Origin of the sequence: Pseudomonas sp. Tri1 (assembly GCF_017968885.1) — a bacterium.
GTDB lineage: Bacteria > Pseudomonadota > Gammaproteobacteria > Pseudomonadales > Pseudomonadaceae > Aquipseudomonas.
Genome location: NZ_CP072913.1, coordinates 3,790,042 through 3,816,722, shown reverse-complemented (window position 1 = coordinate 3,816,722; position 26,681 = coordinate 3,790,042). Strand labels below are relative to the sequence as shown.

Below are 26,681 nucleotides of genomic sequence, written 5' to 3'. Positions count from 1 at the left end.
GCTGACGAGCCAGCTCCCTAGGATGACCCCAACACCACATGGTCGGAGGGGCATTCGATGTACCAAAATAAAAAAATCAACGTCTGGCACTGTACGTGGCTGACCCTGGGGCTGAGCGGTCTCTGTACCGCTGCCCATGGCACCGAAAACGGCGCACCGACCACGGCGGTCGGGGTCTACGATTTCGGCGCAGGCATGATGCCGCCGGCCACGCCTTTCGGGACAGTCGGTCTGCGTACCGCGTTTTATTCGGCCAACGTGCAGAAAGATCGCCACGGCAAATCGCTGGACAACAACTTCTCGCTGGATGTGCTGTCCATCGGCGTCGCCTACATGCGCATGACCGATTACACCGTGCTGGGGGCCAAGTACGGTTTCGGCACCGTGGTGCCGTTCTTCCAGATGGACGCCTCGGTACAGGTGCAGACGCCTGTTGGCCCGTTGGATCTTGCGGCCGATCCGTTCCGCCTGGCCGACATCCAGGTGTTGCCGGTGATCCTGCAGTGGACGCTTTCGCCGAACCTGTTCGTCAATGCCCAGTTCCAGATCCAGGCGCCGACCGGTGACTACGACAAGGACCGGCTGATTTCGCCGGGGCTCAATCACTGGACGTTTTCGCCGATCCTCAATGCCACTTACCTCTCCGATAGCGGCTTTGAAGTCTCTTCAAGCTTCGAAGCCGACATCAATACGCGCAACCAGGCCACCGACTACAAGAACGGCGTCGAATACCGCCATGAGTTCGCCGTGGGCCAGCATGTCGGGCCATGGACCGTAGGCGTGGGCGGGTATTACTACCGCCAGTTCACCGATGACGACGCACCGGGGCTGGAAGCGGGCAATCGCGCCCGGGTACTGGCTGTCGGGCCGGCGGTGAGTTACTTCAAGCCAGGTATGCCGCCGATCTGGCTGCATGTCTACAAGGAGCTTGATGCGCGAAACCGCGCCGAAGGCTACACCGCGGCGCTGCGCATCTCGCAAAGTTTCTAAGGGGCTCGCCATGAACCAATCAAGTTCCGTTTCAACGGCCGCGACCCCGTCGCGCCAGGCCAGTCGCCGTGAAGGACTGGTGCTGATGCTCGGCAGCAGCCTGACCATCATGGGCTCGACGATGGTCGCGCCTATCCTGCCTCGATTGGGCGCCGAGTTCGGCCCCATGGAGCCTCGCGCCGATCTGCTGGTGCCATTGGCGATCACCGGTCCGGCCCTGGCGATTGCACTGTGCGCGCCGTTGGCCGGTTGGCTGGCTGACCGGGTCGGGCGCAAGGTCCTGCTAGTGATCGCCACGCTGCTCTACGCCTTGCTCGGGGCCTTGCCAGCCATCCTCGATAACTTGCCTTCGATTGTCGGCGCGCGGCTGTTGTTCGGTTGCGCCGAAGCGGCGGTGATGACCTGTTGCGCGACCCTGATCGCTGACTATTGGCACGGCGAGGAGCGCATGCGCTACGTCAACCGGCAGGTAGTCACCATCGGCCTGGTCGGGGCGCTGTTCTTTGTGGTGGGCGGGGCGCTTGGGGAGCATTCGTGGCGTTCGCCATTCTTTCTGTACTTGCTGCCGTTGCTGCTGGTGCCGGCGATGGTGAACGTGCTGTGGGAACCGCCACTGGTGAAGCGGCAAACGGTCGAGCCGCGAGCCGATGAGGCGGGCCTGGCCAAGGTCGCGGTGCCGCAGCTGGTGGTCGGCTACCTGATGATCCTGGGCGGCATGATCCTGACCTTCGTCATGCCGATCCAGGCACCGATGCTGCTGGTCAGCCTGGGGATTACCTCCAGCACCATGATCGGCCTGGCGGCGGGACTGAGCCTGCTGGCGACCTTGGTCGGTTCGCTGATGTGGCCATTGTTGCGCCGTCGTTTCGGCATCGCCGGTTGCAACGCCTTGTTGCTGGGCCTGATGGGCATCGGGCTGTGGTTGCTGATGCGCAGCCAGAGCTACAACGCAGTACTGGTGGCCGCACTCGTCCAAGGCCTGGGCGCCGGATTGCTGGTGCCCAACGTGATGGCGCCGGTGATGAATGCCTTGACTGCCACTACCCGTGGCCGTGGTTTGGGCGGGTTCACTTCGTGCCTGTACATCGGCCAGTTCGTCAGCCCGCTGGTGGTGGCCTTTGTGAGCGCCTTTGTCGGTGACCTGCGTCATGCCATCCAGTGGTTGGCACTCGTGAGTTTTATCGCGGCGTTGCTCTGGGTGATCGTCGGCTTGCGCGCACGGGGCCAGGGTCATGCGAACGCCGTTGGATCACGTCAATCGTTGTGAAATAAGGAACCTGAAGCATGGCTATGCAAGACATCCACCATTTGATGGACAATGAAGACGCCACAGGGCTGGCCGAGTGGGTCAGGCGCGGCGAAGTCCAGCCCGGTGAGCTGCTTGAGGCGGCTATCGAGCGCCTTGAGCGGGTCGAGCCGCAGATCAATGCCGTTGCCGAGCGGCTGTACGAGTCGGCACGGGAGGCGGCGCACACGCCCCAGGCCGGGCAAGGCCTGCTGGCCGGCGTGCCGACCTTGATCAAAGACCTGTTTTCACCGGTCAACGGTGCGGCGATGACCAACGGCTCGCGCTCATTGGGCGCGTGTCGTGCGGATTTCGAAGCGGAGGTCGTGACGCGTCTGCGGCGTGCGGGGTGTCAGATCGTGGGCACCAGCACCTCGCCGGAATTCGGCACCTCGTACTCCACCGAGTCCTCGCGCTTTGGCGCCACGCGCAACCCTTGGAGCACCGAGCATAGCTCGGGCGGCTCCAGTGGTGGCGCCTCGGCGCTGGTGGCGGCCCGGGTGGTGCCGTTCGCCCACGGCAACGATGGCGGTGGTTCATTGCGGGTGCCGGCATCCTGCTGTGGCGTGTTCGGGCTCAAGCCCAGCCGAGGCCTGTTGCCGTCGGGGCCGATGGTGGGTGAGGGCTGGGCCGGGATGGGTACGCCCCATGCGATTACCTTGTCGGTGCGCGACAGTGCCGCGCTGCTCGATGCCACCGCCGGGATGGATCTGGGGGCGCCGTACGCAGCTGCAGTCCAGGCGCAGCCGTATGTGACGGCGGTACTGCGTGACCCGCGGCCGTTGCGCATCGGCCTGGTCGAGCAGCTCGACCCGTGGCCGACATCACCCCAGAGCCTGGAGGCTGTGCGTGAGGCCGCGCGGTTGTGCGAATCCCTGGGGCACCGTGTCGAACCGGTAAGCCTGCCGGTGGTGTTGCCGGAATTTCTCGATCAGGTCTTTACCATCATAGGTGCAAGTACGCGGCATTACGTTGACCTGCTGGGTCAGATGCGTGGGTTTGCGGTGCAGGCCGAAGAATTGGAAGTGCGCACCCGGATCATCCTGCGAGACAAGGGCAACGTCAGCGGCGCGCAGTACGCGGGCGCCGTGGGGTGGATTCATGCCCTGGGCCGGCAACTGGCGGTATTCATGCAGGATTACGACCTGATCCTGAGCCCGGTCCTGACCCGTGAACCGATGCCGATTGGCGAGTTGGACATTCAGGATGTGTGCATGAGCCTCGATCAACTGCTGGAGCGCTACCACAGCTACTCGCCGTTCACCGCGCTGTTCAATGCCAGCGGCCAGCCGGCGATGTCGGTACCGTTGTCCTGGAGCGTCAACGGCTTGCCGATGGGCGCGCACTTCGCCGGCCGCTTTGGCGAGGAAAGCACCTTGCTGGCCCTGGCCGCACAACTGGAACGCGCCCAACCGTGGCGCGGCCGGGTACCGCCGGTAAACGCCTGTCGCCCACAACATCAACGTTGATTGACAGTCCGCTTCGCGAGCAAGCCCGCTCCCACAGGGGCTTTTGTGGTCAACACCATTTCCGCGAACACCCCGAAAAACTGTGGGAGCGAGCTTGCTCGCGATAGCGGCGGGACATTCAGCATTGATACAAGCTGACCCAGCGCTATCGTGAGCAAGCTCACTCCCACAGGGAAGTGTGGAAACACCCACGTTCAGATAAAAACGATCTCGTACGGCATGCCCATGCGATCAAGGATGACCCGCGGTACCAGCGGCGAGATGCCGCTGGCGGGTTCGCCGTTGAGCTGGCTGGCGTAGGCATGCATTGCGTGACGCTTGCGGGCGGTGGTCCAGACGTCCAGGCGCAGTTTGCGTGCCCGGTGCCAGGGTATTTTGTTCTGCTCGCGCACTGGCCAGTGCCAGGCCCAAACCGGCAGTTCGTTAAATACCGCACCAATGTTTTCAGCCGCCAGGGCTCCGGCGCGGCCGACCGTTTCGTGGTCGGTGTCGCCATCCATGCGCCAGGTGCTGAATACCACATCACCGGGTCGCAGGTATCGACCAATGAAGGCCGCCACCTGTGCCTCGTGTTCGACCAGGGCCTTTTCCGGGAAGCCGCCGCGCACCCATTGCAGGCCATGGGTCGGTACGCCCAGGCGATGCAGGGCGTCCACGCTTTCCTGGGGGTGAGGGCGATGCGCACGCAGGCGCTCGTCGCTCCACAGTGGCGAGCCGGGGGGGCTATGGCTGCCGTCGGTGACCGAAATCAATAACATGGGCTGGTCCAGGTTGCTCAGCAACTGGAGCAATCCGCCACAGGCCCCGACCTCATCGCCCGGATGCGGGGCGAGGATGACGGCGCGGGCGCCGGCCGGGATGAGTGTCTGGGTGCTGATGATAGGAATGTCGGCCAGTTGCGGGGCACTGTTCCATATCTGCGGATGATGCCGACCTTGCAAGCGAGAGGCAGGTTTCATGAGGGACGTCCTTGTTGAATTCAATCTTTCAGTCAGCACCGGGCCAATTGCCCGATTGTGCCCGTAAAAGGGCCTGACTGCGATCCGCGGTGCTCCTGATCCTGGAAACACCCGCATGCGAAGTATTGCCCATGTCGGCCAATTCGTCGCGTCACATGTGTGTCTGAACTGCCTTTTTTTATTCGAACTGGGCTGCCCAGGGCTGAAGAACCGCGTCCCTGCGGGCCTTCGTTTGCAGCCGCCGTTTATCGCGGTTTTTACTCCTCGTCCTCACGTTGCAGTTCGAACAACAGCAACGAACGTCCGGTGACTGAGTATTCGGAGTTGAAGTCGAATCGTTCCTGGCCACGGACCGCCGGCTGGTTGGTGTCGACCATGCAGGTCCAGAAACTGCCCTCAGGCACTTCCGGCAGGAGGAAGTTGACAATGTCGTGGTGAGCATTGACCACCAGTAACAACGTCGCGTCACCGCCCTTGCGACGGATACCGGTTTCCTGGGCGCGCCCGTCCATCAACATGCCAAGGCACCGACCGTGGCTGTCATGCCATTGCTCGGTGGTCATTTCACTGCCATCCGGAGCCAGCCAGGTCACGTCCTTGACGCCGATGTCCTCGTTGTAATTGCCCACCAGGAACCGTCCACGCCGCAGGATCGGGTAGGTCAGGCGCAGCTTGATCAGGCGCTTGACGAATTTGAGCAGCGCCGCGCCGTCCTCGCTCAGGTCCCAGTTGACCCAACCGATTTCGCTGTCCTGGCAATAGGCGTTGTTGTTGCCGTGCTGGGTACGCGCAAACTCATCCCCGGCGACGAGCATCGGTGTGCCTTGGGCCAGCAGCAAGGTCGCGAAGAAGTTACGCATCTGGCGATTACGCAGCTCGTTGATTGCCGGATCGTCCGTTGGCCCTTCGACACCGTGGTTCCAGGACAGGTTGTTGTTACTGCCGTCCTGGTTGTTTTCGTCGTTGGCTTCGTTGTGCTTGTCGTTGTAGGAGACCAGGTCATTGAGGGTAAACCCGTCATGGGCGGTCACGAAATTCACCGATGCGTAAGGGCGTCGACCCCGCTGGTTGAACATTTCGCCCGAGGCGGTCATGCGGCTGGCGAAATCGGCGAGTTGACCGTCGTCGCCTTTCCAGAATGCGCGTACCGTGTCGCGGAACTTGTCGTTCCACTCCACCCAACCAGGCGGGAAGCCCCCCACTTGATAGCCACCGGGGCCGCAGTCCCAGGGCTCGGCAATCATTTTCACCTGGCGCAGCACCGGGTCCTGGCGGCAGGCAACGAGGAAACTGTGGCGCTCATCGAAGCCGTCATGGTATCGGCCCAGAATCGTCGCCAGGTCGAAGCGGAAACCGTCGACATGCATCTCCGTGGCCCAGTAGCGCAGGGAGTCGGTAACCATCTGCAATACGCACGGATGGCTCAGGTCCAGGGTGTTGCCGGTCCCGGAGTCATTGATGTAATAGCGTTTGTCGTCAGGCATCAGCCGGTAGTACGAGGCGTTGTCGATACCACGCATGGACAGGGTCGGGCCCTGTTCATTACCTTCGGCCGTGTGGTTGTAGACCACGTCGAGGATGACCTCCAGGTTGGCCTCGTGCAGGTGCGCGACCATCTCCTTGAACTCGGCGATCTTGCCGCTGGCCAAGTAGCGTGGATCCGGGGCGAAGAAGGCGATGCTGTTGTAGCCCCAGTAGTTGGTCATGCCTTTGTGCAGCAGATGCTGGTCATTGACAAAGGCATGGACCGGCAGCAGTTCCACCGACGAAACACCCAGCTTGCGGATGTGCTCCAGGACGTCGTCGACCATCAACCCGGCGAAGGTCCCGCGCACGTTCTCAGGTACCGAGGGATGACGCATGCTGATGCCGCGGACATGGGTTTCATACAGGATGGTCTTGTCCCAGGGCACACTGACCCGCTGGTCGTTGCCCCAGGTGTGGGCCGGGTCGATGACTTTGCATTTGGGCACGAATGGCGCGCTGTCGCGTTCATCGAAACTGAGGTCGCCATCGGGGTGGCCGATGGTGTAGCCGAACAGTGCTTCGGACCACTTCAATTGACCGACCAATTGTTTGGCGTAAGGGTCGATCAGCAATTTGTTGGGGTTGAAACGATGACCATTCTCCGGGTCGTAGGCGCCGTAGACCCGATAGCCGTAGATCATCCCGGGGTGGGCGTCGGGAAGATAGCCGTGGTAGATCTCGTCGGTGTATTCCGGCAGCTCGATGCGTTCGAGCTCGACCTCGCCGGCATCATCGAAAATACACAGTTCGACTTTGGTGGCATTGGCTGAGAACAGTGCGAAATTGACCCCGAGGCCATCCCAGGTTGCACCGAGCGGAAAAGGCAGCCCTTCACGAATCCGCGAAGCCTCGATAACGGGCGGCGGCGTGGTTTTTTTTGGACGGGTCATAGTTGCTCCTGCAAAAGACAGACAGATACGCAATGCTGTTCAAGTTAAGACGGGTGGTTGTGCGCTGAACCCTGTGGCGAGGGGATAAACCCCGTCGCCACAAAGAGATGCTTGCTTGAGATCAGTGAGGAAGGAGTCAACTCGCCGGCGGCTTGCGTGCCGCCCGTGGCTTCTTGTCGGCAGGTTTTTCAGCGGGCGTGACCGCTGCTGAAGGTTTGGTCGCAGGCTTGGCCTTGGCGGTACTTTTGGGCGCGGCCTTGGCTGCGGTGTTTTTGGCCGCGCCTGGCTTGGCGCCATCGGCCTTGCCGGCCGCAGGTTTGGCCGCCGCCTTGGCCGGTTTGCTCGGCGCGAGCGCTTCAGCTTCGGCCAGTTTGCGCGCCATCTCCCAGTGGCGTTTTTCCTGCCCTGTCGGCTTACCCTCGGATTCCCAGATTTGATAGGCGAATTCACGAATGCGTTTATCGTCGGTACTCATCGCGGTGCTCCTGACTGAACTCAAGGTTGGATAAAGACATTGACCGGGAAGTCCCCCAGCGCGGCGCTGACCATCAGCTCCCTTTGGGGTGTGACTGCTGCGCTTGAAAAAAGTCCCTTCAGTTTTTCATCCTCGGCGGCAAATGGCAGCGACACACGGGTATCGCCCCAGTCCGATGCAGCCACCTGCGGCACGGCACTGTTTTCCAGCAGGCCGGCTGCGTGGATCGGTACAACTATGATTGCCCGTTGTTGCTCGTGCTCACGCATGAACGCCAGCACCCGTTGGGCGTGTTCGCCGAACACCGGTAGCGGCTGATAGCTGCCTTGTTGGAACAACTGCGAGTGTTCGGCCCGCACCGCCAGGGTCCTGGCGATCAACGCCTGCTTGACCCGGCCGTCGCGCCAGTCACGTATCAGCGCTGCCGGGGTATTGTCGGCGTGCATCGCCTCACGGCGCGCCTCGAAATCCACCGGTCGGCGGTTGTCCGGATCCACCAGGCTGAAATCCCAGAATTCGTTGCCCTGATACAGGTCCGGCACGCCAGGTACGGTCATTCGCAGCAAAGTCTGCGCCAAGCTGTTGAGGGCGCCCGCTGCGGCAATGGCCTGGACCGCTTCGGCAATGGCGCTGCGCAGGGGCAGCCCTTCATCGCACAGCAGCAGCCGTTCGAGGAACATCTGGGTGGCCTGCTCGTAGGCGTCGTTGACCGCCGCCCAACTGCTTTGCAACTTGGCTTCGCGCAGGGCCTTGCGTTGCCATTGCCACAGGCGCTCGTTGTAGTCGGCCAGTGCCTGGGGGGCATGGAGATCAAGGTCCAGTGGCCAGCTTCCGAGCAGTGCCTGGTAGAGAATCAGTTCATCGCCGGTCGAGGGGGCTGCGGGGTCGCTGTGCAGTGAAGGCGAGAGAATGCGCCATTGCTCCACACAGGCGATGTACCAGTGCGGACGTTCACTGAGCACTGCCAAGCGTGCGCGGGTGTCCTCGCCACGCTTGTGGTCGTGGGTGGCGGTGGTCACCAGGTTGTCGGGGCAGTGTTGCAGTCGCTCGAGACAGGCGTCGTGGAATGCTTGCGGCGGGGCGCTGAAACGTTCGGTGTTGTAGCCCACGTCATTGCGGGACAGCAGCACCGCCGAACGATAGAGCGCGGTGTCTTCCACGGCCTTGGCGGCGGCCGGTGACGTCAGTTGCTGGAAACGCACGCAGGCGTGGCGCAGGCGCTTGCGCTGGCTGCCGCGTGGTCGTTGCCGCCAGGGCATGCCGCCGAGCCAGCCGGCCAGGCAATCGAGCACTGGCCAGTCGGCTTCGCTGAGGGTTTGCCGGGCGCCTTCCAAGGCCTGGTTGAAAAACACTTCGTCCTCGGTGGAGCGGCCCAATGGATTGATGTAGGTGCGGTACACCGGGAAATGCACGATCAGCTCCTGCAAGGCCCGACGAATCGCCCCCAGGGTCAGGTCGCGGGTCATCACATCGTCCCGGGCCACTTGGAGCAGGGCCTGGGCGACGCTTTCGAAGTCGCCGGCCAGGGACCCGTTGAGAATCTGCTGGCGCGCCAGGCGCGCCTCTTCGATGAAGTGCGCCGGCCGCTCGCTGAGACGGCTCCAGAACTCGGCAAGGGGCTCGGCGCCGGCCGGGTCATGTTGCAACAGCGAGATCTGGTTCATGAATTCGTAGCCGGTGCTGCCGTCGATGTTCCAGTCCCGGCGCAAAGTCTCGCCATCGCCGAGGATCTTCTCGATGAAAATCGGCAGGTGCCGCGACGGCGAAAGCGAATCGACACGTCTGCGCAACTTGCGGCAATAACCGCGTGGATCGGCCAGTCCGTCGATATGGTCGATCCGCAGCCCGTCTACCAGGCCTTGGGCGATCAGTTCGAAAATTTTTGCGTGGGTCGCTTCGAACACGGCCGGGCGCTCGACGCGCAGGCCGCCCAGTTCGTTGACATCGAAAAACCGCCGCCAGTTGATGTCGTCCGCTGCGGTGCGCCAACTGGCCAGGCGATAGCTTTGGCGCTCCAACAGTTGATGCAGCCGTTCGAAGCCTTCGGGCTCCAGGGAGTCATAGCCGCGCAGGTTGTCCGCGATGGCGGCGAGGATGCCCGGCTGGGTGGCCAGGTCCCGCAGCTCTGCCTGCAGCGGGCGGGCGAGGGTATGGGCGTCGGTCTGGTAGTTCAAGGTGGTGAAGCGCTCGGCCAAGGCCTTGAGCGATTCTGTCAGGTCCGGCGCTAGGGTTTCGGCGGGCTTGAGCAGCTCGCCGTACTGCATCGGGCAGATGGGGAAGTGATGCTCGTAATGCTCGACATAGAAGCGGCCTTGGGAGGCATCGAAGCGTAGGTTCAGCGTGCCTTCCTGCAACGCCACACCGTAGTCACTGCCCAGGAACGGCAACAGCAGTTGGCCTTCCATCAACGGGTCAGGGGAGTGCCACTGGATGTCGAAGAACTCGCCATAAGGACTCAGGCGCCCCCATTCCAGCAGGTCCAGCCACCACGGGTTATCGTTGCCGCCGACGGCCATGTGGTTGGATACGATGTCGAGGATCAACCCCATTCCGTGCTCGCGCAGGGTCGCGACCAGGCGCTTGAGCGCGGCTTCGCCGCCCAGCTCCGGATTGACCTGGGTCGGATCGACGACGTCGTAGCCATGCATGGACCCGGCGCGGGCCTTGAGCAGTGGCGAGGCATATATGTGGCTGATGCCCAGCGCGGCAAAGTACGGTACCTGTGGGACGGCATCGTCCAGGGTGAAGTCTTTATGAAACTGCAGGCGAAGTGTGGCCCGCAGTGGTTGGATCAACGTCGGTTTCATCGGTCACGCTCGCTCGCCTGAAGTCTCGCGCAGGCGAGTATTTCCAGACGCCGGGCAGCGTCCGGGGCATCCAGCAACGCCTGGCTTTCGTGGGCCAGGCGGCGGCGCCAGTTAGGGTGGGTGTCGGTGGTGCCGGGCAGGTTCGCCTGCTCGTCGATGCCCAGGGCATCCTCGATCGGCAGCAGCACCAGTGGCGCGCGGGTATGGCCGAGGAAGCGCACGCTGGCGTCCAGCACCTGGTCGGTCTCGTGGTGTTCTTCGCGAAAATTCTGCGGATCCTGGTTCAATGCGTTGCGCAGGCCTTCGCGTTCCCGCTCGCGATGTTTGCGCCAGTCCATCTCGGTGTGGGAGTCGATCAACTCCAGCCGCGCGTTCCAGTCGATATCATGACCATGCCACCAGCCATTGAGGGTCGGCAGGTCATGGGTGCTGGTGGTTGCCAGTGCGTTGTCCGGCCAGTCGAGAATCGGCTTGAAGTGGGTGTTGTCTTGTTCGAACAGCAGCACGCGCATGCCCAGGATCGCGCGGGCACTGAGTTTTTCCCGCAGGCCGTCCGGCACGGTGCCGAGGTCTTCGCCCAGCACGATGGCCTGATGGCGATGGGACTCCAGCGCCAGCAGGCGCAGCAGATCGTCCAGCGGATAATAGAGGTAGGCGCCATCGGCGGGTGGGGCGTCGTTGGGGATTACCCACAATCGTTGCAGCCCCATGACATGATCGATGCGCAAGCCGCCAGCGTGGGCGAAGTTGGCTCGCAACATTTCAATGAAGGCGCGAAAACCGTTGCGTACCAAGCCTTCCGGGGAAAACGCCGAGATCCCCCAGCCTTGCCCGGAACGGTTGAGAATGTCCGGCGGCGCCCCTACGGTCAGCGAGGCGAGCAGTTCGTCCTGCCGGCTCCAGGCCTGGCTGCCACCACCATCGGCGCCCACCGCCAGGTCGGCGATCAGGCCGATGCCCATGCCACTGGATTTGGCTGTGCTCTGGGCGCGCTCCAGGCAACGGGTAATCAGCCACTGGCAAAAGGCGTAGTAGCCAATCTCGTCAGCATTTTCTTCGGCAAAATGCGTCAGCGCCGGGCTGCGTGGGTTACGCCATTCTTCGGGCCAGTGACGCCAGTCCAGGCTTTCTCCCCGAGCCGCGCGTTCGGCCTGCAAGGCTTCGAAACGGCAATGGTTTTCCAAGGCTTCGCCGCTGCTGTGGCGAAAGCTGCTGAAGTCTTCATGCAGTGGGTGTTCGCCCTGGCTGAAACCGTCATACAAGGCACGCAGGATTTTCTGTTTGGCCTGGGCCGCTACCGGCCAATCGATCAGCGGTTGTTCTTCCAGGCTGCGCAGCTGATTGGTCAAGCCAGTGGCATCGATGGCTGTGCGCAGCGCGCGCTCACCCAGAATGGTGCCCGGCGCGGCATACAGGCTGTTGAGGAACAGTCGGCTGGAGGGTGAGTAAGGGCTGTAGCTTCCCGTGTTGCTGCTGAACATCGCGTGCATCGGGCTGATGGCGATAGCATCGGCACCGCGTTCGCCAGCCACCCGCGCCAGTTCTTCCAACGCCTGGGTGTCGCCGAAACCGCCGTCGCCAGGACGCCTGAGCGCGTACAACTGCGCGCTCAGGCCCCAGGCCCGTGGCGTCGGGTCGTCCACCGCATCGGCTACGCTGTAGCAACGGGCCGGCGCTACGGCCAGGGTGAAATGCTGGTCCTGGATGGCGACATGCTGATAACCCACCGGGATCATCCCCGGCAGTTTGGCGTCGGCGTCGAGTTTGAGGTTCAGCGTCGCGCCATCCTCGAGTTTGATTTCGCAGGGCGTTGCCGCTTCGAAATAGCGACTCAGGTCCACGCTGACACCGACGTCAGCGGTGATCAGCGGTGGGAGTTGATGATTCTGCTGATCCTGTTGCAATTGCTGCAGGCTGGCATCTATTTCCTGGGCGCTCCCAGCGGGATGGCCCAGGCCCGTCAGGACTGAACGCAGTACGGCGGGCGATACTTTTTGCGCCCGGCCGTTGGCGTCTATCCAGTCCACTGCAAGGCCCGCTCGACTGGCGAGAATTTCAAGTTGCGCATCGCTCATAGGCGCTCTCCAGTGATGTTGGGCACGTTTGCCGCTTGCGTCAGACTGACCAGCGCGCTGTAGGGCGCAAGGGCGCCCTGTTGCAACAGACCCATGGTCTGCTGCGGATGTTCGAAAAGAATGCGCGCTTCTTGCGGGGCGGTATGCTCGACCGGCTGCTCGCTGAGGTTCAGGTCAATGCGTAACACGCTGCCGTCCCCCAACCGCCAGCGTGCGCTGACCGCGCCATAGCCCAGCACATCGGCCCCCAGGGCCTGGGCTCCGGGCAGGCGCGGGACGATCTCTTCGCGGCGAATCTTCAACAGCTTGCGGTACAGCGCCTCGGTGGCGTGCTGTTGGGTTTGCTGCGCCTCGAACACCGGGCGTGAGGCTTCGAAAGTGCTGGCGTCGTTGGGGTCGGGAATCCGCTCGCGATTTTCGGGATCGGCGAAGGCACTGAAGGCCGCGAACTCGTTGCGCCGGCCCTCACGCACCAGCTCCGCCAATTCGCCGTGATGGCTGGTGAAGAACAGGAACGGATGCTCGGCGGCCACTTCATCGCCCATGAACAGCAACGGAATCATGGGCGACAACAGCAACAAGGCGATTGCCGCGTGCAAGGCTTGGGGCGGGGCCAGTTGATGCAGGCGCTCACCCAGGGCACGGTTGCCGATCTGGTCGTGGTTTTGCAGGAACAGTACGAACGCGTTGGGTGGCAGATGCCCGCTGGGTTCGCCCCGGGCCTCGCCATGGCGATTGGTGTGGCCCTGGAAGACGAAACCCTGGCTGAGGCAGCGCGCCAGTTGTTCGGTCGGTTGTTCGGCATAGTCGGCGTAATAGGCATCGGTTTCGCCGGTCAGCAGCACATGCAGGGCGTTATGGCCGTCGTCGTTCCACTGGGCGTCGTAGTGATGTTCCAGCAGGCTGGCCTGGTTGTGCTCGTTTTCAACGGTCAGCCAGGCATGCCGGGTCGGGTCGATCTGCTGCCGCACCTTGATCGCCAGCTCCTGGAGGAAGTCCGGATCTTCAATGGCATGCACGGCATCCAGGCGCAGGCCGTCAAAACGGTATTCCAACAACCACATGAGTGCGTTATCGATGAAGAAGTCCCGCACCTCGCGGCGGCGGAAGTCAATCGCCGCCCCCCAAGGCGTGTGCTTGTCTTCGCGGAAGAACCCCTTGGCATAGCGATGCAAGTAGTTGCCGTCGGGGCCGAAGTGGTTGTAGACCACGTCCAGAATGACCGCCAGCCCATGGCCGTGGGCGCTGTCGATCAGGTGCTTGAGTTGTTCCGGCGTGCCATAGGACGCTTGGGGGGCGTAGGGCAGGACGCCGTCGTAGCCCCAATTGCGATCGCCGGGAAACTGCGCCAGCGGCATCAGTTCGATGGCGGTTACGCCCAGGCCGGCCAGGCGTGCCAGGTGCTGCTCGACCCCTTCGAAACCACCCAGGGCACCGACGTGCAGCTCGTAGATCACCGCTTCGTGCCAGGGCCGACCGGACCAGTTCGTGTGGCGCCATTGATAAGCATGGGGATCGACCACCACGCTGTGGCGGTCGATGTCACCGGCCTGGGCGCGGGAGGCCGGGTCTGGCACCTCCAGTTCGCCGTCGATGTTGTAGCGATAGCGGGTGCCGGCGGGGCAGCGGGTCTGGATCATGAACCAGCCGTCGGCTTGGGGCAGCAGCGGTATTGACTCGCCAGTGTCGAGCTCGACACTGACAAAAAAAGCATCCGGGGCCCAGAGGGCGAAACGGGTGTGCTCGGCATCGAGCATGACCGCGCCATGGGTCCAGGTTTCAGGCGTCCTTGACGGCATTGTTACCTCATTGTCTGGCCGATTTACCCAGTGACTTGGCCACTAGCTGTTCGTAGAGTTCGGCATAGGGCTCCACGGCCTTGCACCAGTTGAAAGGGGCCGACATGGCCCGGCAGCGCATGGCGTTGAGCAGGTCGGGAAAGGCGAAGACCTTGAAGGCCCGGCTCAATGCCTGTTTGTAGCTTTCCACCGTGGACTCATCGAACAGAAAGCCGGTGATGCCGTCCTCGATGGTGTCTGCCAGCCCGCCGGTATTGCGCGCTACCGGCAGCGAGCCGAAACGCTGGGCGTACATCTGGCTCAAGCCGCATGGCTCGTAGCGCGAGGGCATCAGCAGGAAGTCGCTGCCGGCGAACATCCGCCGAGCGTCGGTTTCGTTGAAGCCGATGCGCACGCCGATCCGTCCGGGGAAGCGCAGTGCCAGTTCACGCATGGCTTGTTCTTCTTCCGGTTCGCCGCGGCCGATGATGGCGATCTGTCCACCAGACTCGACGATGAACTCGGCGACCGCTTCGGTCAGGTCCAGGCCTTTCTGGTACACCAAGCGCGACACCACGGCGAACAGCGGGCCGGTAGAGTCGTCGAGGCCGAACAGATCGCGCACATGGGCAGCGTTGACCGCCTTGCCTTCCCAGTCGCCCATGGCGAACTGGCGGAACAGGTGCGTGTCGGTGGCCGCGTCCCAGCTTTCATCGATGCCGTTGGGGATGCCGCTGAGCAGGCCTTGTTGGGTCTTGGCCGCGAGGAATCCGTCAAGGCCGCAGCCGAACGCCGGGGTGGTGATTTCCTGGGCGTAGGTGGCACTGACCGTGGTGATGTGGCTGGAGTAGGCCATGCCGGCCTTGAGGAACGACAGTTTGCCGTAGAACTCCATGCCTTCTTGTTGCAGTGCGTGTTCGGGAATACCCAGTTCCGGGCAGGACGCCAGGCTCACCACGCCCTGGTAGGCCAGGTTGTGGATGGTGAACAGGGTCGGCGTGCGCTGGCCGCGCCAGTGCATATAGGCCGGTGCCAGCCCGGCTGGCCAGTCGTGAGCGTGGACCAGGTCGGGGCACCAGTGGATCTGTGCCAGGTTGGCGGCGATGTCGGCCGCGGCCAGGCCCAGGCGGGCAAAGCGAATGTGGTTGTCGGGCCAGTCGCGACCGTTGTTGGCTCCGTAAGGCGAGCCTTCGCGGGCAAAGAGCTCCGGGCAGATCAGGACATAGATCACCAGGCCATCGGCCATGTCCATGCGCCCGATCTTGCAGGGCGGCAGCGCTGCGTGGCCACCCAGTTCGCCGATGATGTGGATGGGATTGCCGCTGTTCATCACCTGCGGATAACCGGGGATCAGCACCCGGACATCATGCAGGCCGGCCATGGCCCGAGGCAGTGCGGCCGAAACGTCGCCCAGGCCGCCGGTCTTTACCAGGTCAGCGATTTCCGACGTTACGAACAATACCTTCTTGCGATTGGGATTCTGTCGAACGACGGGGAGCAGTGCCTTGCCGCCGGTGGCCAGCACCGGTGCCGTCGGGGATTCAGCCGCCGGCGGTAATTGAGAACGGACTTGCTGTGGTTCCAAGGCAGCACTGATCATAACTTTCTCCCATTTTCTCGATCTGTTTCCGGCAAGCGCCAGAGCTGTTGTTTCATTGGCCGAATCCTGCGGCCAGGCGCACAAGCGCTACGCAAGGAAAGCAAAGCGCTGCCCAATGCGGCGAAGCGAATCAGGTGGAAGGGTGGTTGCAAGGAATGCACCACCCGCTGTTGCCCTACCTCTAACCTGACCTGTCGCCGTTGTGAAAAGTTTCGACTTTTTTTCAGCTGGATGACCGGTAGGTTTTTCCCCCGGTTAGGCAGTCTAGGTCAGAACTTAGAGCGGTGCGGCTCGCTTCGTCGCATTGTCGGACAATCACGGTTTTTGTCGGCAATCTCCTACACGACAAAGGGGGATACGCACCGACGAAGTGCAGTTCCTTGTCACCAAAAAGGTGTAGGGGCAACTCGATGTTTCATCGCCGTGCGCGATGCAATGGCGCGACGCACCATTGGAGGGCGGGCGGGGTAGAGGCGTTTTGATGGCCATTTTCAGCGTTGGAAAAACACTATTCTACGGGAGCGAGCTTGCTCGCGATGGCGGCAGATCATCACCATCGAGAGTGACTGGTACACCGCTATCGCGAGCAAGCTCGCTCCCGCAGGGAAGGCTATGGTGGAGTTGAGATCAGGTGACTGGCGTCAACAAGCGGATCGGCTTGCCCGCCGCCCAGGCCTGCAGGTCCTCGATCATCATGGAATAGAACTGCTGGTAATTCTGTCGGCTGACGTACCCCACATGTGGCGTGGCCAGGACGTTGTCCAGGGTTCGGAATGGGTGGTCGGACGGCAACGGCTCTTGGGCGAACACGTCCAGGGCGGCACCGGCCAGGCGCTGGTGCCGGAGGGCGTCGATCAGGGCGGCCTCATCGACGATCGGCCCACGCGCGGTGTTGACCAGCAGCGCCTCAGGCTTCATCCAACCCAGGGCCTGGGCATCCACCAGGCCGCGGCTGCGCTCGCTGAGCACCAGATGGATCGAAAGAATGTCGGCCTGTTCGAACAGCGCCTGCTTGCTCACGTAGGTCACACCGGCTTCGGCGGCTTTTTCCTCGGTGAGGTTCTGGCTCCAGGCGATCACCCGCATGCCGAACACCTGGCCGAACTGCGCGACGCGCTTGCCAATGCTGCCCAGGCCGAGAATCGCCAGGGTCTTGCCGTGCAGATCTCCGCCCAAGCCTTGCTGCCACAGGCCGGTGCGCAGGGCATTGGCTTCCTGCACCAGGTTGCGGGTCAGGGCCATGATCAGCGCCCAGGTCAATTCAGGGGCCGCGTGCTTGTAGCTGTCGGTGCCGCAGACCTGGATGCCCAGCTCGGTGGCGGTCTTGAGGTCCAGGGCGGCATTGCGCATGCCGCCGGTGAGCAACAACTTGAGGTTGGGCAGGCGGCGCAGCAGGCCTTCGTCGAACGATGTGCGCTCACGCATCACACAGATGACTTCAAAGCGCTGCAGGCGCTGTGCGAGGGTGTCGCGGTCGGCTGGGTAGTCGTGAAGGAAAGTCACCTGGCCGATATTGTCCAGCACCGACCAGTCCACCACGTCTCGTGCCACGTCTTGCCAATCGTCGATGACTGCTATTTGCACCGCCATGGAACACCTCGTCAGGGAATGGGTTTGTCCAGCCAGCCCAGCAGGGCCTGGTGGAACCGATCCGGCTCTTCCATCTGCGGGGCATGCCCCAGATTGGGGAACTCCACCAGGGTCGAGCGGGGAATCAACCGGGCAACCTGCTTGCCCAGTACCTCATAACGGCCCAGTTTGGCTTTCACCGCCGGCGGCGCGATGTCGCTGCCGATGGCGGTGGTGTCAGAGGTACCGATCAACAGCAGGGTTGGCACACTCAGGTCCTTGAACTCGTAGTAGACCGGCTGGGTGAAGATCATGTCGTAGATCAGCGCCGAGTTCCACGCCACTTGCACATGACCGGGCCCTTTGTTCAATCCGGCGAGCATGTCCACCCAGCGCTCGAATTCCGGCTTCCAGCGGCCGCCGTAATAGGTGGTGCGCTCGTAATTGCGAATGCCATCAGCGTTGAGTTTCAGCTCGCGCTCGTACCACTGGTCCACGCTGCGGTAGGGCACGCCGAGGGCCTTCCAGTCCTCCAGGCCGATGGGGTTGACCATCGCCAGACGCTCGACCTGATCGGGAAACTGCAAGGCATACCGGGTGGCGAGCATGCCGCCGGTGGAGTGGCCGAGCACGATGGCTTTCTGCACACCGAGGGCCTTGAGCAGGGCCTGGGTGTTGCTCGCCAACTGCTGGAAACTGTACTGGTAATGGGCTGGTTTGCTCGAGGTGCAGAAGCCGATCTGGTCCGGGGCAATCACCCGGTAGCCGGCCTCGCTGAGGGTCTTGATCGAATCGCCCCACGTCGCAGCGCAGAAGTTCTTGCCGTGCATCAGCACCACGCTGCGGCCATTGACCTTGCCTTGGGCCGGCACGTCCATGTAGCCCATCTGCAACGCCTGGCCCTGGGACTGCAAAGCGAAATGCTTGAGGGTATAGGGGTATTCGAACCCTTCGAGCTGCGGCCCGTAGGCCTGGCCTTGTGGCGGATTCTCGGCGTGGGCGAGCAAGGGCAGGGCGGCGCTCAGGAACAGGCTGGGCAACCAGCGAGAGGTGGGACGCGACATGGTCAATCTCCTTGGGGCAACCGCCGATCCTGGAGTGGCCCGATTATGGCGACATTAACCACAGGCAACCGAACGACCCGAACGTTCAACCCATCCAACCCAGGGTCGCGAGGGCGAGGGCGCCATAACGCAGGCCTTTGGCAAGGGTCACGAGCAACAGAAAGCGCCGCCAGGGTTCACCCATCACCCCGGCCACCAGGGTCAGCGGATCGCCGATCACCGGCAGCCAACTAAGCAGCAGCGACCAGCGTCCATAGCGGCGGTAATGCACGCGGGCCTTGTCCAGTTGGGCCGTGCTGATGGGGAACCAGCGCCGATCCTTGAACTGTTCCAGGCGTGTGCCCAGCCACCAGTTCACCAGCGAGCCCAAGACATTGCCCAGTGTGGCGACCCCCAGCAGCACCCAGAGCACATAGCGCTCGCTGAGCAGCAGGCCAACCAACAGGGCTTCCGATTGCAGGGGTAACAAGGTTGCCGCCCCGAAGGCGGCCAGGAATAACCCGATGTAAGCCTCACCCATCAATGGGCCGGGTAATCCGCCACTACGGTTTGCGTCCCGTCTTTTTTCAGGCCGATCACCTGGTAGGCATCACTCATGCCATCCATTTCCATGCCGGGCGAGCCCATGGGCATGCCCGGCGCGGCCACGCCGAGCAAGTCATCGCGTTGGCTCAAAGCCAGCACCTGGTCGGCCGGGACATGGCCTTCGACGAATTTGCCGTTGATCTCGGCGGTATGGCAGGAGCGCAGGTTCGGCGCCACGCCCAGGCGTTGCTTGACCGAACTCATGTCGGCTTCGACATGGTCGTTGACCTTGAAGCCGTTTTCTTGCAGGTGCGAGATCCATTTTTTGCAGCAGCCGCAATTGGCATCGCGGTGCACATCGATGGTCACCGGTTCGGCGGCCTGGGCCAGGGAGGTCATGAACAGGGCGCTCAGGGCGAGCAGGTGCAGGGGCTTGGCCATGGGGGTGGTCTCGTATCGAACGTTTGGGCGCAGGATAACAGAGTAGCGACGGTGAGCTGACAGGGGGCTGAGGAGGGGATTACAGAATTGTCAGGTTGGAGGGGCACTGCGATGGGAGGGGTGACGCAGGTTAACCTGACACCGCAGCCCCCCTGTGGGAGCGAGCTTGCTCGCGATAGCGGTGGAGCTGCGATGACGATGCTGGTCTTGCCGTCGCCATCGCGAGCAAGCTCGCTCCCACAGGGGGTGCGGCGGATAGAAGTTTGTATCCGCCTGCCAATGGATCAGCGAACCTTGAACCGCCCCATGATCGCATTCACCCGAGTGTTGGCCTCCAGCAGCTGCCGGGTGTTGTTCTCGCTGGCCAGGCCGCTTTCCACCAGTTCCTCGACCATGTGGCGGATCTGCACCATGCTGCGATTGATTTCCTCGGTCACGGAGTTCTGTTGCTCGGCAGCGGTGGCGATCTGGGTGCTCAGGCTGTTGATCTGGCTGACGGAGCCGGCCATTTCATCCAGGCCCGAGTTGACGCGGGAGGTGGCGTCGGCGGCCGACTGGCAGCTGGCCTGGGTGTTTTCCATGGCCGCGACCGACGAACTCACGCCCTGGGTCAGGCGGGTCAGCATTTCGTTGATTTCCGACGTGCTGGCCTGGGTGCGGGCGGCAAGGGCGCGGACTTCGTCGGCCACGACCGCGAAGCCACGACCCTGCTCGCCTGCCCGGGCGGCCTCGATGGCGGCGTTGAGCGCCAGCAGGTTGGTTTGCCCGGCGATGGCCCCGATGACGCCGAGGATCTCGGTGATGCGATGAGCATCCTGCTGCATGCTCTCGACCTTGCGGGTGGCGCTGGCCACTTCATCGATCAACGCCACCACGCTATTGGATGCCTCGCCGACCACCACCCGAGAGCGATCAGCGTGTTCGTTCGCGCGCTGAGTGAACGCTGCGGTTTCGGCGGCATTATGTGCGACGCTTTCTGCCGTGGAGCTCATTTCAGTGATGGCGGTCACGGTCTGGTCGGTTTCCGAGGCGTGGCGCATCAGGATTTCGCTGGTGTGGGCCGAGGTCCGCTGCAGGTTATCCAGGCTCGACGCCATGGCGCCGGTGGCCTGGGTGACTTCGCTGATCATGTCTTGCAGGTAAGCGATAAAGCGGTTGACGGAGTGGCCGATAGCCCCCAGCTCGTCCTCGGCACGGATGGTGATGCGCCGGGTCAAGTCGGCATCGCCGGTGGACAACGCGTCGATGTTGCCTTTGAGGATCTTCATGCGGTTGGTCAACTGACGGATCGCGTACAACTGCATCAATACCAGCAGAATCACCATCGGAATTTGCAGCAGGCTCAGGGTGCTCAGGACATCGTCGCGCTGGGCGGTGATCAGGCGGGTAGGCAGGGCGGTGGCCAGGAACCACGGCGAACCTTCGATAGGGCGCATGAAAAACGTGCTGGCTTCGCCCTTGTTGTCGAACTCGACCCGTTGCAGTGGCTGGTCACGGTTGGCCAGGCCAGCCTTGACCTGAGCGGCGAAGGGCGAGGTGGCCGCCAGTTCGCTGATATTCTTGAGCACGATCGGGCCGTTGATGCGCGAGCTGTTGCTGATGATCTTGCCGTCTGCTTCGACAATCAGCATTTCAGCGCTCAGGTCCGCTTCCTTGCGCGCCACCAGCTCGTTGAAGAAACCCAGGGTCACGTCGATGGTGGAAACGCCGTAAGGCACGCCGTTTTTCTGGATGGACATGGCGCAGTTGGTACGGGGTTCGGCGCTGGCGTCATCTTTATACGCTGCGGCCCAGGCGCATTTGCCGGCTGGGGTGGCCATCCCGCCCTTGTGCCAGGGCTGTTCGTAATAGTTTGGCGCGGCGTCGCTGTTCCAGAAGGTGTTGACCACCAGTTTGCCGGATGCATCGCGGTGCCAGAATGTGCTGAATTTGTTGCGGCCCTCGGCGCGCTGGTTGGGCAACGGCCAGATCCCGCCGCCGAAGACTTTCAACTCGCCATATTGATCGACAAGTCCGGGTAGCACTTTGTCGATGGCATCGCTGTCGAGCAATGGGATGGTCTGGGTGATGCTGCGTTGCTGCGCCTGTACTTTGTTCAGTTCGCCCTTGATCTGTTCGGCGACTTCGGCGATGCGGTTAAGCACCACTTGTTCCTCGGTCTGGCGTAGTTTGGGTGCGACCAGATAGCTGATGCCCACCACCGTCAGAATTGACAGCACCAACATGAAGATGACCAGGAATAGCGTGTAGCGGGCCTGAATGGTGCGGAATGCGGGCATGTGGAGAGTCCTTGCACGTAGGCGTCGTTCGGAGCAGGAACGATGGGAGATTCTGTTTTTATCGGCCTGTTACGATAGAGCTTGAGTGCCACATGCCTCGCTACATCAAGCCGCCAGGCTCACCTCATTGTCGAACCGCAGCGGCCTGTGGGTTGGCAAGCGCGCTTAACGATGCTGGTCGAAGCCAGGACCAGGACCGGGGCCGCCGCGACGATCATGGTCGCCATGACCACGGTCGTGAGGAAAAAAGAGACAGCCACTCAAGGTCAGGATGGACAGCAGGGGAAGCAACAGGGTCAGGCGACGAAACATAAATAAATCCTCATGATTAAACACCGTGGTTGCGCGAAAACGCTCCTTCGGCTGTACCATGGGACCCCGTTTGCTGCCGCTTATCCCCAAAACAAGGTATGAGCCTGGCAAGCAGGCGGATACAGAACGGATACATTCGGGAAATTGGCAATGACTCATTCGCAACGTTTGAAATATTCGATCCTGATCGTCCTCGTCGTCCTGGCAATCATGCTGGGACTGTCGTGGATGCAAAACAGAGGCATGATCAGCGAGCAGCTGTTTCAGTACGTCGCCATTGCCGTAGCGATCATCGTGGTGGTGATCAATGGCGTGATGCGGCGCAAGGTCAAGCCCTGATCATCGGCGTCACTCCCCTGCCTCGAGTACGGCCATGGCCTTGGGGTCCAGGCAGTAGCTCTTGTCGGGATTGAAGGTGACGACCCCCTCGCTGCACAAGCGCTTGAGTACTTCGCGCACGCTGAGGAAGGACAAAGGAATGTCCAGCCCCAGCAGTTGACTGTGCACGCCCCGCACGCCCAGGCAGCGGTTCTCCTCGGCGGCCTTGAGCAGTGAGTCGATGACTTTGAGGCGAATCAGGCTGGTCCTGAGCCCGTAGCTCTTGAGCAGGCGCCTGATGTGCTCATTGCCGACACGCTCCGCTGGACCGCCGAACAGGTTGTTCGTGGTTGTCATCGAGACGCCGCTCGACTGTGGCTTACCTTCCATTGGCAGTTGCCTGTCATGCATGCAAAAACTCCTTACCAGCCTGTTCAGAAAAGGTCACAAGTACTCTCCTGTAATAGGACGAACGAGGGCGACCAATAATGAGGGCCCTGAGGTGAAAAAAATGTCTGGGGTTTTCATCCGGCGCAGGAAACCCGCTGAAAAGTCATTAATTTTTTTTCATCGGGTTCGTTTTCAGGAAGGGCACATTCCGCTTCGGCAGGGGGGATGTGATTGTCCAGGCGGGCCATGCGGATGTTTTCGCTGTCGCACCGGTCGCCGGCCTGGTTCTGAAGTTTTGCTTGGGAGTGAACGCAAGAATGTCCGGTCAGTTATCGAGGCGTGGCCTCGCAGGCGTGTTTTGGGCGATTAGCCTGGGGCTCAACCCGGTTGCCAGCGCTCAAGGCGATGCAGGCCAGGCCAGTGCCGAGATCGCTCGCACTCGTTTTGGCGTGCCGCATATCCAGGCTCAGAATGAGCGCGGGCTGGGTTACGGCATTGGCTATGCGTACGCCCAGGATAATCTTTGTCTGCTGGCCAATGAAATCGTCACGGTCAACGGCCAGCGCTCGCGCTATTTCGGGCCTGAACAGCTTACGGTCGAGCAGCGGGAGAACCGCGTCAGCGATGTGTTTTTCAGTTGGCTGAACACGCCGCAAGCGGTGTCCGGTTTCTGGCAAACCCAGACGCCTGAAGTGCAGCAATTGATTGAAGGCTATGTGGCGGGCTACAACCGCGCCCTGGTCGAGCGCAAGGCCAAAGGCCTGCCCGAGCAATGCGCGAGCGAGTGGGTGCGCCCCATCACGGCGTTGGACCTGGTCAAGTTGACTCGTCGTCTGCTGGTGGAAGGCGGGGTCGGCCAGTTCGCCGAAGCCCTGGCCGGCGCGCAACCGCCCCAGGCGACGGCCGTCACTGCGGGGCCGGCTGCGAGTTTTGCCGCAGCGGCAACCCGTCAGCAGCGTTTTGCCCTGGAACGCGGCAGCAATGCGCTGGCCATCGGCAGTGAACGTTCGTTCAACGGGCGCGGGATGTTGCTGGCCAATCCGCATTTTCCATGGGTGGGTGGCATGCGGTTTTATCAGATGCACCTGACCATTCCCGGCAAACTGGACGTCATGGGCGCGGCCCTGCCAGGCCTGCCGCTGATCAACATCGGTTTCAGTCAGCACCTGGCCTGGACCCACACCGTCGACAGCTCCAAGCATTTCACCCTGTATCGGCTGCAGCTCGATCCGAAAGACCCGACCCGCTATCTGCTCGATGGCAAGTCTGTGCCGATGAGCCAACAGACGGTCGCGGTCGACATCAAGCAACCTGACGGCCAAGTGCAGACGATTTCCCGAGTGGTCTATGGCTCGCAGTTCGGCCCGATCGTGCAATGGCCCGGCCGGCTGGATTGGGATAATCGGTTCGCCTACAGCCTGCGGGACGCCAACCTGGAAAACGATCGGGTGCTGGCCCAGTGGTACGCCATGAACAAAGCCGTCACCCTCAAGGATCTGCAGAATGCGGTCCATGAGCTCCAGGGCATTCCCTGGGTCAATACCCTGGCGGTGGATGATCAGGGCCAAAGCCTCTACATGAACGTCTCGGTGGTGCCGAATGTCAGCGCCGACAAGCTGGCCCGCTGCAGCGATCCCCGGGCCGGTCTGCAACTGATCGTACTCGATGGCTCGCGCAGTGAATGCGCCTGGGACATCGATGCCAAAGCCAGGCAAAAAGGCATCTACGCAGCCGACAAGCTGCCGCAGCTGTTGCGCCGCGATTATGTGCAGAACTCCAACGATTCGGCCTGGATGGTCAATCCCTCGCAACCTTTGGCCGGTTATTCGCCGTTGATCAGCCAGCAGGGCCAGCCGTTGGGCCTGCGGGCGCGTTTTGCCCTGGACCGACTGGGCAAACTGGCCAAGGGCGGGCCGGTGAAGGTGGAGGATTTGCAGCGCATGGTCATGGACGATCAGGTGTACCTGGCGGACCAAGTGATGCCGGACCTGCTCGGCTTTTGCGCCAGTGACCTGGGACCCGATGCCTCGGCATTGGTCCAAGCCTGTACCCGCCTCAAGGCCTGGGATCGCACTGCCGGTTTGAACAGTGGGCTGGGGTTCATGCATTTCCAGGTCATCATGCAACACTTGCAGGCTGAGCCTGGTTCGTGGCGCGTCGCGTTCGATCCAAAGGACCCGCAACATACCCCGCGCGGCCTGGCAATCGAGCGGCCAGCCGTGCGCCAGGCCGTGCGCGAAGCCATGCTGGCCTCCGTGGCGGCGGTGAAGGCTGCCGGGTTGACGAAAGACAGCCGTTGGCAGGACGTTCAGGTGGCCAGTGCTGGTGGCCTGCAAACGCCGATCCATGGCGGCCCCGGTGAGTTGGGGATCTATAACGCGATCCAGAGCGTGCCAACGGCGAACGGTAAGCGAGAAGTGGTCAGTGGTACCAGTTATCTGCAAGTGGTGACCTTTGACGACAAAGGCCCCCAGGCTCAGGGCTTGTTGGCATTTTCCATCTCCAGCGACCCCGCTTCGCCTTACTCGGCGGACCAGACCCAGGCCTTTTCGAAGAAACAATGGAGTGTGCTGCCCTTCACCGAACAGCAGATCAAGGCTGATCCGCATTATCAGGCGCTGATTATCCGTGAACGGGATGAGGCGGGCAGGGTGGCTACGCAATAGGTGTTGTTGTCGGGTCCCGAAAGATCGCAGGACTAGAAGGCCCAAAAGCCGCGACCCGATCGGGTCGCGGCTTTTTCAGTTTGTGGCGGGCCGTTGGCCGATGGAATTGAGGACCGGGTTGCCGTCCTTGTTTCGCGTCAGGTAGACCGGCAGGACTTTAGGCAGCGAAGGCACAAGGTTCTGCACTTCGTTGAGGTTGTAGATACCGCCGACACGCAGGGCGCCGGTGCTATTGTCGGCCAACATGACCGGATGCTCGAGGTAGCGGTTGATCAGTGGCAGCGCGTCGCTGAGGGCGAGGTCATCGAGCACCAGCTTACCGTTGCGCCACGCCAGTGAACTGTCATCGGGACCAATCTCACGCACCTGCGCTTGGTAGTCGCCAGCCTTGTAGCTTGCCTGCATGCCCGGCGAAAGCTGGGTGCCGTTATTGGCGAGCGCCTGGTTGCTGGTCACCCACACCGAGCCCTCTACCAGCGTGACCCGCACTTGATCCTGATACATCCAGACATTGAAGCGCGTGCCGGTCACACGCACTTGGCCCTGAGCCGCGCGAACGATGAATGGATGTCGGGTGTCATGGCTGACGTCGAAAAACGCCTCGCCCTTTTTCAGCGTAACCCGGCGCTCATGCTTGTAGTTGGCATAGACCAGCTCACTGCCCAGGTTGAGCTCTACCTGGCTACCGTCGCCCAGGGTGATGTGGCGTACGCTTGCGCCCGCCTCGAAGCGCTGGTACGAATTCGGCAACCAGCCCAGGTTCCAGCCAGTGAAAGCGGCGAGGGGCAAGCCTAGTGCGAGCACCGTCGCAGCAACAGCCAACCGGCTCCATCGTGGCCGCGCACGAGGGCGGGACGCTGGAACGGGCGCCGCCGTTGATTCGACCCGGGGCAGATGATCGGCAACAGCCCAGATTTCCAGCATGGCTTCATATTCGAAGGCGTGCAGGGGATCGGCATCGTGCCATTGTTTGAACGCTAGCCGTTCGGCTTGCGTGCAGTCAGCAGCATGCAACCGCATGCACCAATGCGCGGCCGCATCGGTAATGGCATCGTATTCGGCTTCCGAGAGTGTGTGTTCGGTCATTGACGCTTCCTGGTTTGCCGCATTCTAACCTTCGGCAGGAGCTGCCGAGAACAACCATCATGGCGTTTGCATATCAAATGAGCCTGTTTTTCCCGGTCAAAGGCTCTGACACCGGTGTTCCGAGGCTCTAGCATCCCATAGGCGCCGTGAAAAAAAGATCAACAGTCGGGCGCCCT

The 26,681-nt window shown here is 62.1% G+C and carries 20 protein-coding genes; 5 read left to right on the top strand and 15 right to left on the bottom strand.

What is annotated here, in order from left to right; all coding sequences use genetic code 11:
* Positions 1-57: 57 nt before the first annotated feature.
* Genes J9870_RS16215 through J9870_RS16205 form a run of 3 tightly spaced genes read left to right on the top strand, consistent with a single transcriptional unit; the run spans position 58 to position 3,744 of the window.
* A complete protein-coding gene (locus J9870_RS16215; RefSeq protein ID WP_210639022.1) occupies positions 58-990 on the top strand; it encodes a transporter in 933 nt (310 codons plus the stop codon).
* Between the two features lie 10 nt (positions 991-1,000).
* Complete coding sequence (locus J9870_RS16210) at positions 1,001-2,257, top strand: MFS transporter (RefSeq protein ID WP_210639021.1); 1,257 nt, start codon at positions 1,001-1,003, stop codon at positions 2,255-2,257.
* A gap of 17 nt (positions 2,258-2,274) precedes the next feature.
* Positions 2,275-3,744, top strand: coding sequence for an amidase family protein (locus J9870_RS16205; protein WP_210639020.1), 1,470 nt, complete (start codon positions 2,275-2,277; stop codon positions 3,742-3,744).
* A gap of 194 nt (positions 3,745-3,938) precedes the next feature.
* Here J9870_RS16205 and J9870_RS16200 read toward each other — a convergent pair whose 3' ends face one another.
* From J9870_RS16200 to J9870_RS16140, 13 genes are all read right to left on the bottom strand, one after another.
* Positions 3,939-4,703 (bottom strand): PIG-L family deacetylase, encoded by a 765-nt coding sequence (locus tag J9870_RS16200; protein WP_210639019.1) that lies wholly within the window; start codon positions 4,701-4,703, stop codon positions 3,939-3,941.
* Positions 4,704-4,960: 257 nt separating this feature from the next.
* Positions 4,961-7,120 (bottom strand): glycogen debranching protein GlgX, encoded by a 2,160-nt coding sequence (gene glgX / locus J9870_RS16195; RefSeq protein WP_210639018.1) that lies wholly within the window; start codon positions 7,118-7,120, stop codon positions 4,961-4,963.
* Positions 7,121-7,256: 136 nt separating this feature from the next.
* Positions 7,257-7,595 carry a DUF2934 domain-containing protein gene (locus tag J9870_RS16190; protein WP_210639017.1) on the bottom strand — a complete coding sequence of 113 codons (339 nt, stop codon included), beginning with the start codon at positions 7,593-7,595 and terminating at the stop codon, positions 7,257-7,259.
* Positions 7,596-7,615: 20 nt separating this feature from the next.
* Positions 7,616-10,402 (bottom strand): malto-oligosyltrehalose synthase, encoded by a 2,787-nt coding sequence (locus tag J9870_RS16185; protein ID WP_210639016.1) that lies wholly within the window; start codon positions 10,400-10,402, stop codon positions 7,616-7,618.
* Positions 10,399-12,477, bottom strand: a complete 2,079-nt coding sequence (gene malQ, locus J9870_RS16180) for a 4-alpha-glucanotransferase (protein WP_210639015.1) — start codon at positions 12,475-12,477, stop codon at positions 10,399-10,401. The genes J9870_RS16185 and malQ overlap by 4 nt, the downstream gene beginning before the upstream one ends.
* Positions 12,474-14,276, bottom strand: coding sequence for a malto-oligosyltrehalose trehalohydrolase (treZ, locus tag J9870_RS16175; RefSeq protein WP_210639014.1), 1,803 nt, complete (start codon positions 14,274-14,276; stop codon positions 12,474-12,476). Before treZ ends, malQ begins: the two co-directional genes overlap by 4 nt.
* A gap of 7 nt (positions 14,277-14,283) precedes the next feature.
* Positions 14,284-15,855, bottom strand: coding sequence for a glycogen synthase GlgA (glgA, locus tag J9870_RS16170; protein ID WP_210639013.1), 1,572 nt, complete (start codon positions 15,853-15,855; stop codon positions 14,284-14,286).
* 627 nt (positions 15,856-16,482) lie between these two features.
* Positions 16,483-17,445 carry a D-2-hydroxyacid dehydrogenase family protein gene (locus J9870_RS16165; RefSeq protein WP_210639012.1) on the bottom strand — a complete coding sequence of 321 codons (963 nt, stop codon included), beginning with the start codon at positions 17,443-17,445 and terminating at the stop codon, positions 16,483-16,485.
* 11 nt (positions 17,446-17,456) lie between these two features.
* The gene (locus J9870_RS16160) at positions 17,457-18,488 is read right to left on the bottom strand and encodes an alpha/beta hydrolase (protein ID WP_210639011.1); all 1,032 of its coding nucleotides are present in this window, start codon (positions 18,486-18,488) and stop codon (positions 17,457-17,459) included.
* Between the two features lie 85 nt (positions 18,489-18,573).
* Positions 18,574-19,008 (bottom strand): YqaA family protein, encoded by a 435-nt coding sequence (locus J9870_RS16155; protein WP_210639010.1) that lies wholly within the window; start codon positions 19,006-19,008, stop codon positions 18,574-18,576.
* The gene (locus J9870_RS16150; protein WP_210639009.1) at positions 19,008-19,454 is read right to left on the bottom strand and encodes a DUF411 domain-containing protein; all 447 of its coding nucleotides are present in this window, start codon (positions 19,452-19,454) and stop codon (positions 19,008-19,010) included. Before J9870_RS16150 ends, J9870_RS16155 begins: the two co-directional genes overlap by 1 nt.
* A gap of 284 nt (positions 19,455-19,738) precedes the next feature.
* Entirely contained in the window at positions 19,739-21,733 is a 1,995-nt protein-coding gene (locus tag J9870_RS16145) for a methyl-accepting chemotaxis protein (protein ID WP_210639008.1), read from the bottom strand.
* A 165-nt stretch (positions 21,734-21,898) separates the two neighbouring features.
* Positions 21,899-22,045: a hypothetical protein gene (locus tag J9870_RS16140; protein ID WP_210639007.1), complete on the bottom strand. Its 147-nt coding sequence runs from the start codon at positions 22,043-22,045 to the stop codon at positions 21,899-21,901.
* Positions 22,046-22,195: 150 nt separating this feature from the next.
* Between J9870_RS16140 and J9870_RS16135 the strand changes: the two genes are divergently transcribed.
* Positions 22,196-22,384 (top strand): hypothetical protein, encoded by a 189-nt coding sequence (locus tag J9870_RS16135; protein ID WP_210639006.1) that lies wholly within the window; start codon positions 22,196-22,198, stop codon positions 22,382-22,384.
* 9 nt (positions 22,385-22,393) lie between these two features.
* Here the strand turns inward: J9870_RS16135 and J9870_RS16130 are convergent, their stop codons facing one another.
* A complete protein-coding gene (locus J9870_RS16130) occupies positions 22,394-22,774 on the bottom strand; it encodes a fe2+ zn2+ uptake regulation protein (protein WP_210639005.1) in 381 nt (126 codons plus the stop codon).
* 296 nt (positions 22,775-23,070) lie between these two features.
* Between J9870_RS16130 and J9870_RS16125 the strand changes: the two genes are divergently transcribed.
* Positions 23,071-25,419, top strand: coding sequence for an acylase (locus J9870_RS16125; protein WP_210639004.1), 2,349 nt, complete (start codon positions 23,071-23,073; stop codon positions 25,417-25,419).
* Between the two features lie 75 nt (positions 25,420-25,494).
* On the opposite strand, the gene J9870_RS16120 is transcribed toward J9870_RS16125, so the two are convergent.
* Complete coding sequence (locus J9870_RS16120; protein WP_210639003.1) at positions 25,495-26,505, bottom strand: FecR family protein; 1,011 nt, start codon at positions 26,503-26,505, stop codon at positions 25,495-25,497.
* Between the last annotated feature and the right edge of the window lie 176 nt (positions 26,506-26,681).

Bases quoted from the DNA above. Each gene is read 5' to 3' on its own strand.
- J9870_RS16120 (WP_210639003.1), bottom strand. From the start codon at position 26,505: ATGACCGAACACACACTCTCGGAAGCCGAATACGATGCCATTACCGAT.
- glgA (WP_210639013.1), bottom strand. From the start codon at position 15,855: ATGATCAGTGCTGCCTTGGAACCACAGCAAGTCCGTTCTCAATTACCG.
- J9870_RS16155 (WP_210639010.1), bottom strand. From the start codon at position 19,008: ATGGGTGAGGCTTACATCGGGTTATTCCTGGCCGCCTTCGGGGCGGCA.
- J9870_RS16200 (WP_210639019.1), bottom strand. From the start codon at position 4,703: ATGAAACCTGCCTCTCGCTTGCAAGGTCGGCATCATCCGCAGATATGG.
- J9870_RS16215 (WP_210639022.1), top strand. From the start codon at position 58: ATGTACCAAAATAAAAAAATCAACGTCTGGCACTGTACGTGGCTGACC.
- J9870_RS16210 (WP_210639021.1), top strand. From the start codon at position 1,001: ATGAACCAATCAAGTTCCGTTTCAACGGCCGCGACCCCGTCGCGCCAG.
- treZ (WP_210639014.1), bottom strand. From the start codon at position 14,276: ATGCCGTCAAGGACGCCTGAAACCTGGACCCATGGCGCGGTCATGCTC.
- glgX (WP_210639018.1), bottom strand. From the start codon at position 7,120: ATGACCCGTCCAAAAAAAACCACGCCGCCGCCCGTTATCGAGGCTTCG.
- malQ (WP_210639015.1), bottom strand. From the start codon at position 12,477: ATGAGCGATGCGCAACTTGAAATTCTCGCCAGTCGAGCGGGCCTTGCA.
- J9870_RS16190 (WP_210639017.1), bottom strand. From the start codon at position 7,595: ATGAGTACCGACGATAAACGCATTCGTGAATTCGCCTATCAAATCTGG.
- J9870_RS16185 (WP_210639016.1), bottom strand. From the start codon at position 10,402: ATGAAACCGACGTTGATCCAACCACTGCGGGCCACACTTCGCCTGCAG.
- J9870_RS16130 (WP_210639005.1), bottom strand. From the start codon at position 22,774: ATGCATGACAGGCAACTGCCAATGGAAGGTAAGCCACAGTCGAGCGGC.
- J9870_RS16160 (WP_210639011.1), bottom strand. From the start codon at position 18,488: ATGTCGCGTCCCACCTCTCGCTGGTTGCCCAGCCTGTTCCTGAGCGCC.
- J9870_RS16140 (WP_210639007.1), bottom strand. From the start codon at position 22,045: ATGTTTCGTCGCCTGACCCTGTTGCTTCCCCTGCTGTCCATCCTGACC.
- J9870_RS16150 (WP_210639009.1), bottom strand. From the start codon at position 19,454: ATGGCCAAGCCCCTGCACCTGCTCGCCCTGAGCGCCCTGTTCATGACC.
- J9870_RS16125 (WP_210639004.1), top strand. From the start codon at position 23,071: ATGTCCGGTCAGTTATCGAGGCGTGGCCTCGCAGGCGTGTTTTGGGCG.
- J9870_RS16145 (WP_210639008.1), bottom strand. From the start codon at position 21,733: ATGCCCGCATTCCGCACCATTCAGGCCCGCTACACGCTATTCCTGGTC.
- J9870_RS16135 (WP_210639006.1), top strand. From the start codon at position 22,196: ATGACTCATTCGCAACGTTTGAAATATTCGATCCTGATCGTCCTCGTC.
- J9870_RS16165 (WP_210639012.1), bottom strand. From the start codon at position 17,445: ATGGCGGTGCAAATAGCAGTCATCGACGATTGGCAAGACGTGGCACGA.
- J9870_RS16205 (WP_210639020.1), top strand. From the start codon at position 2,275: ATGGCTATGCAAGACATCCACCATTTGATGGACAATGAAGACGCCACA.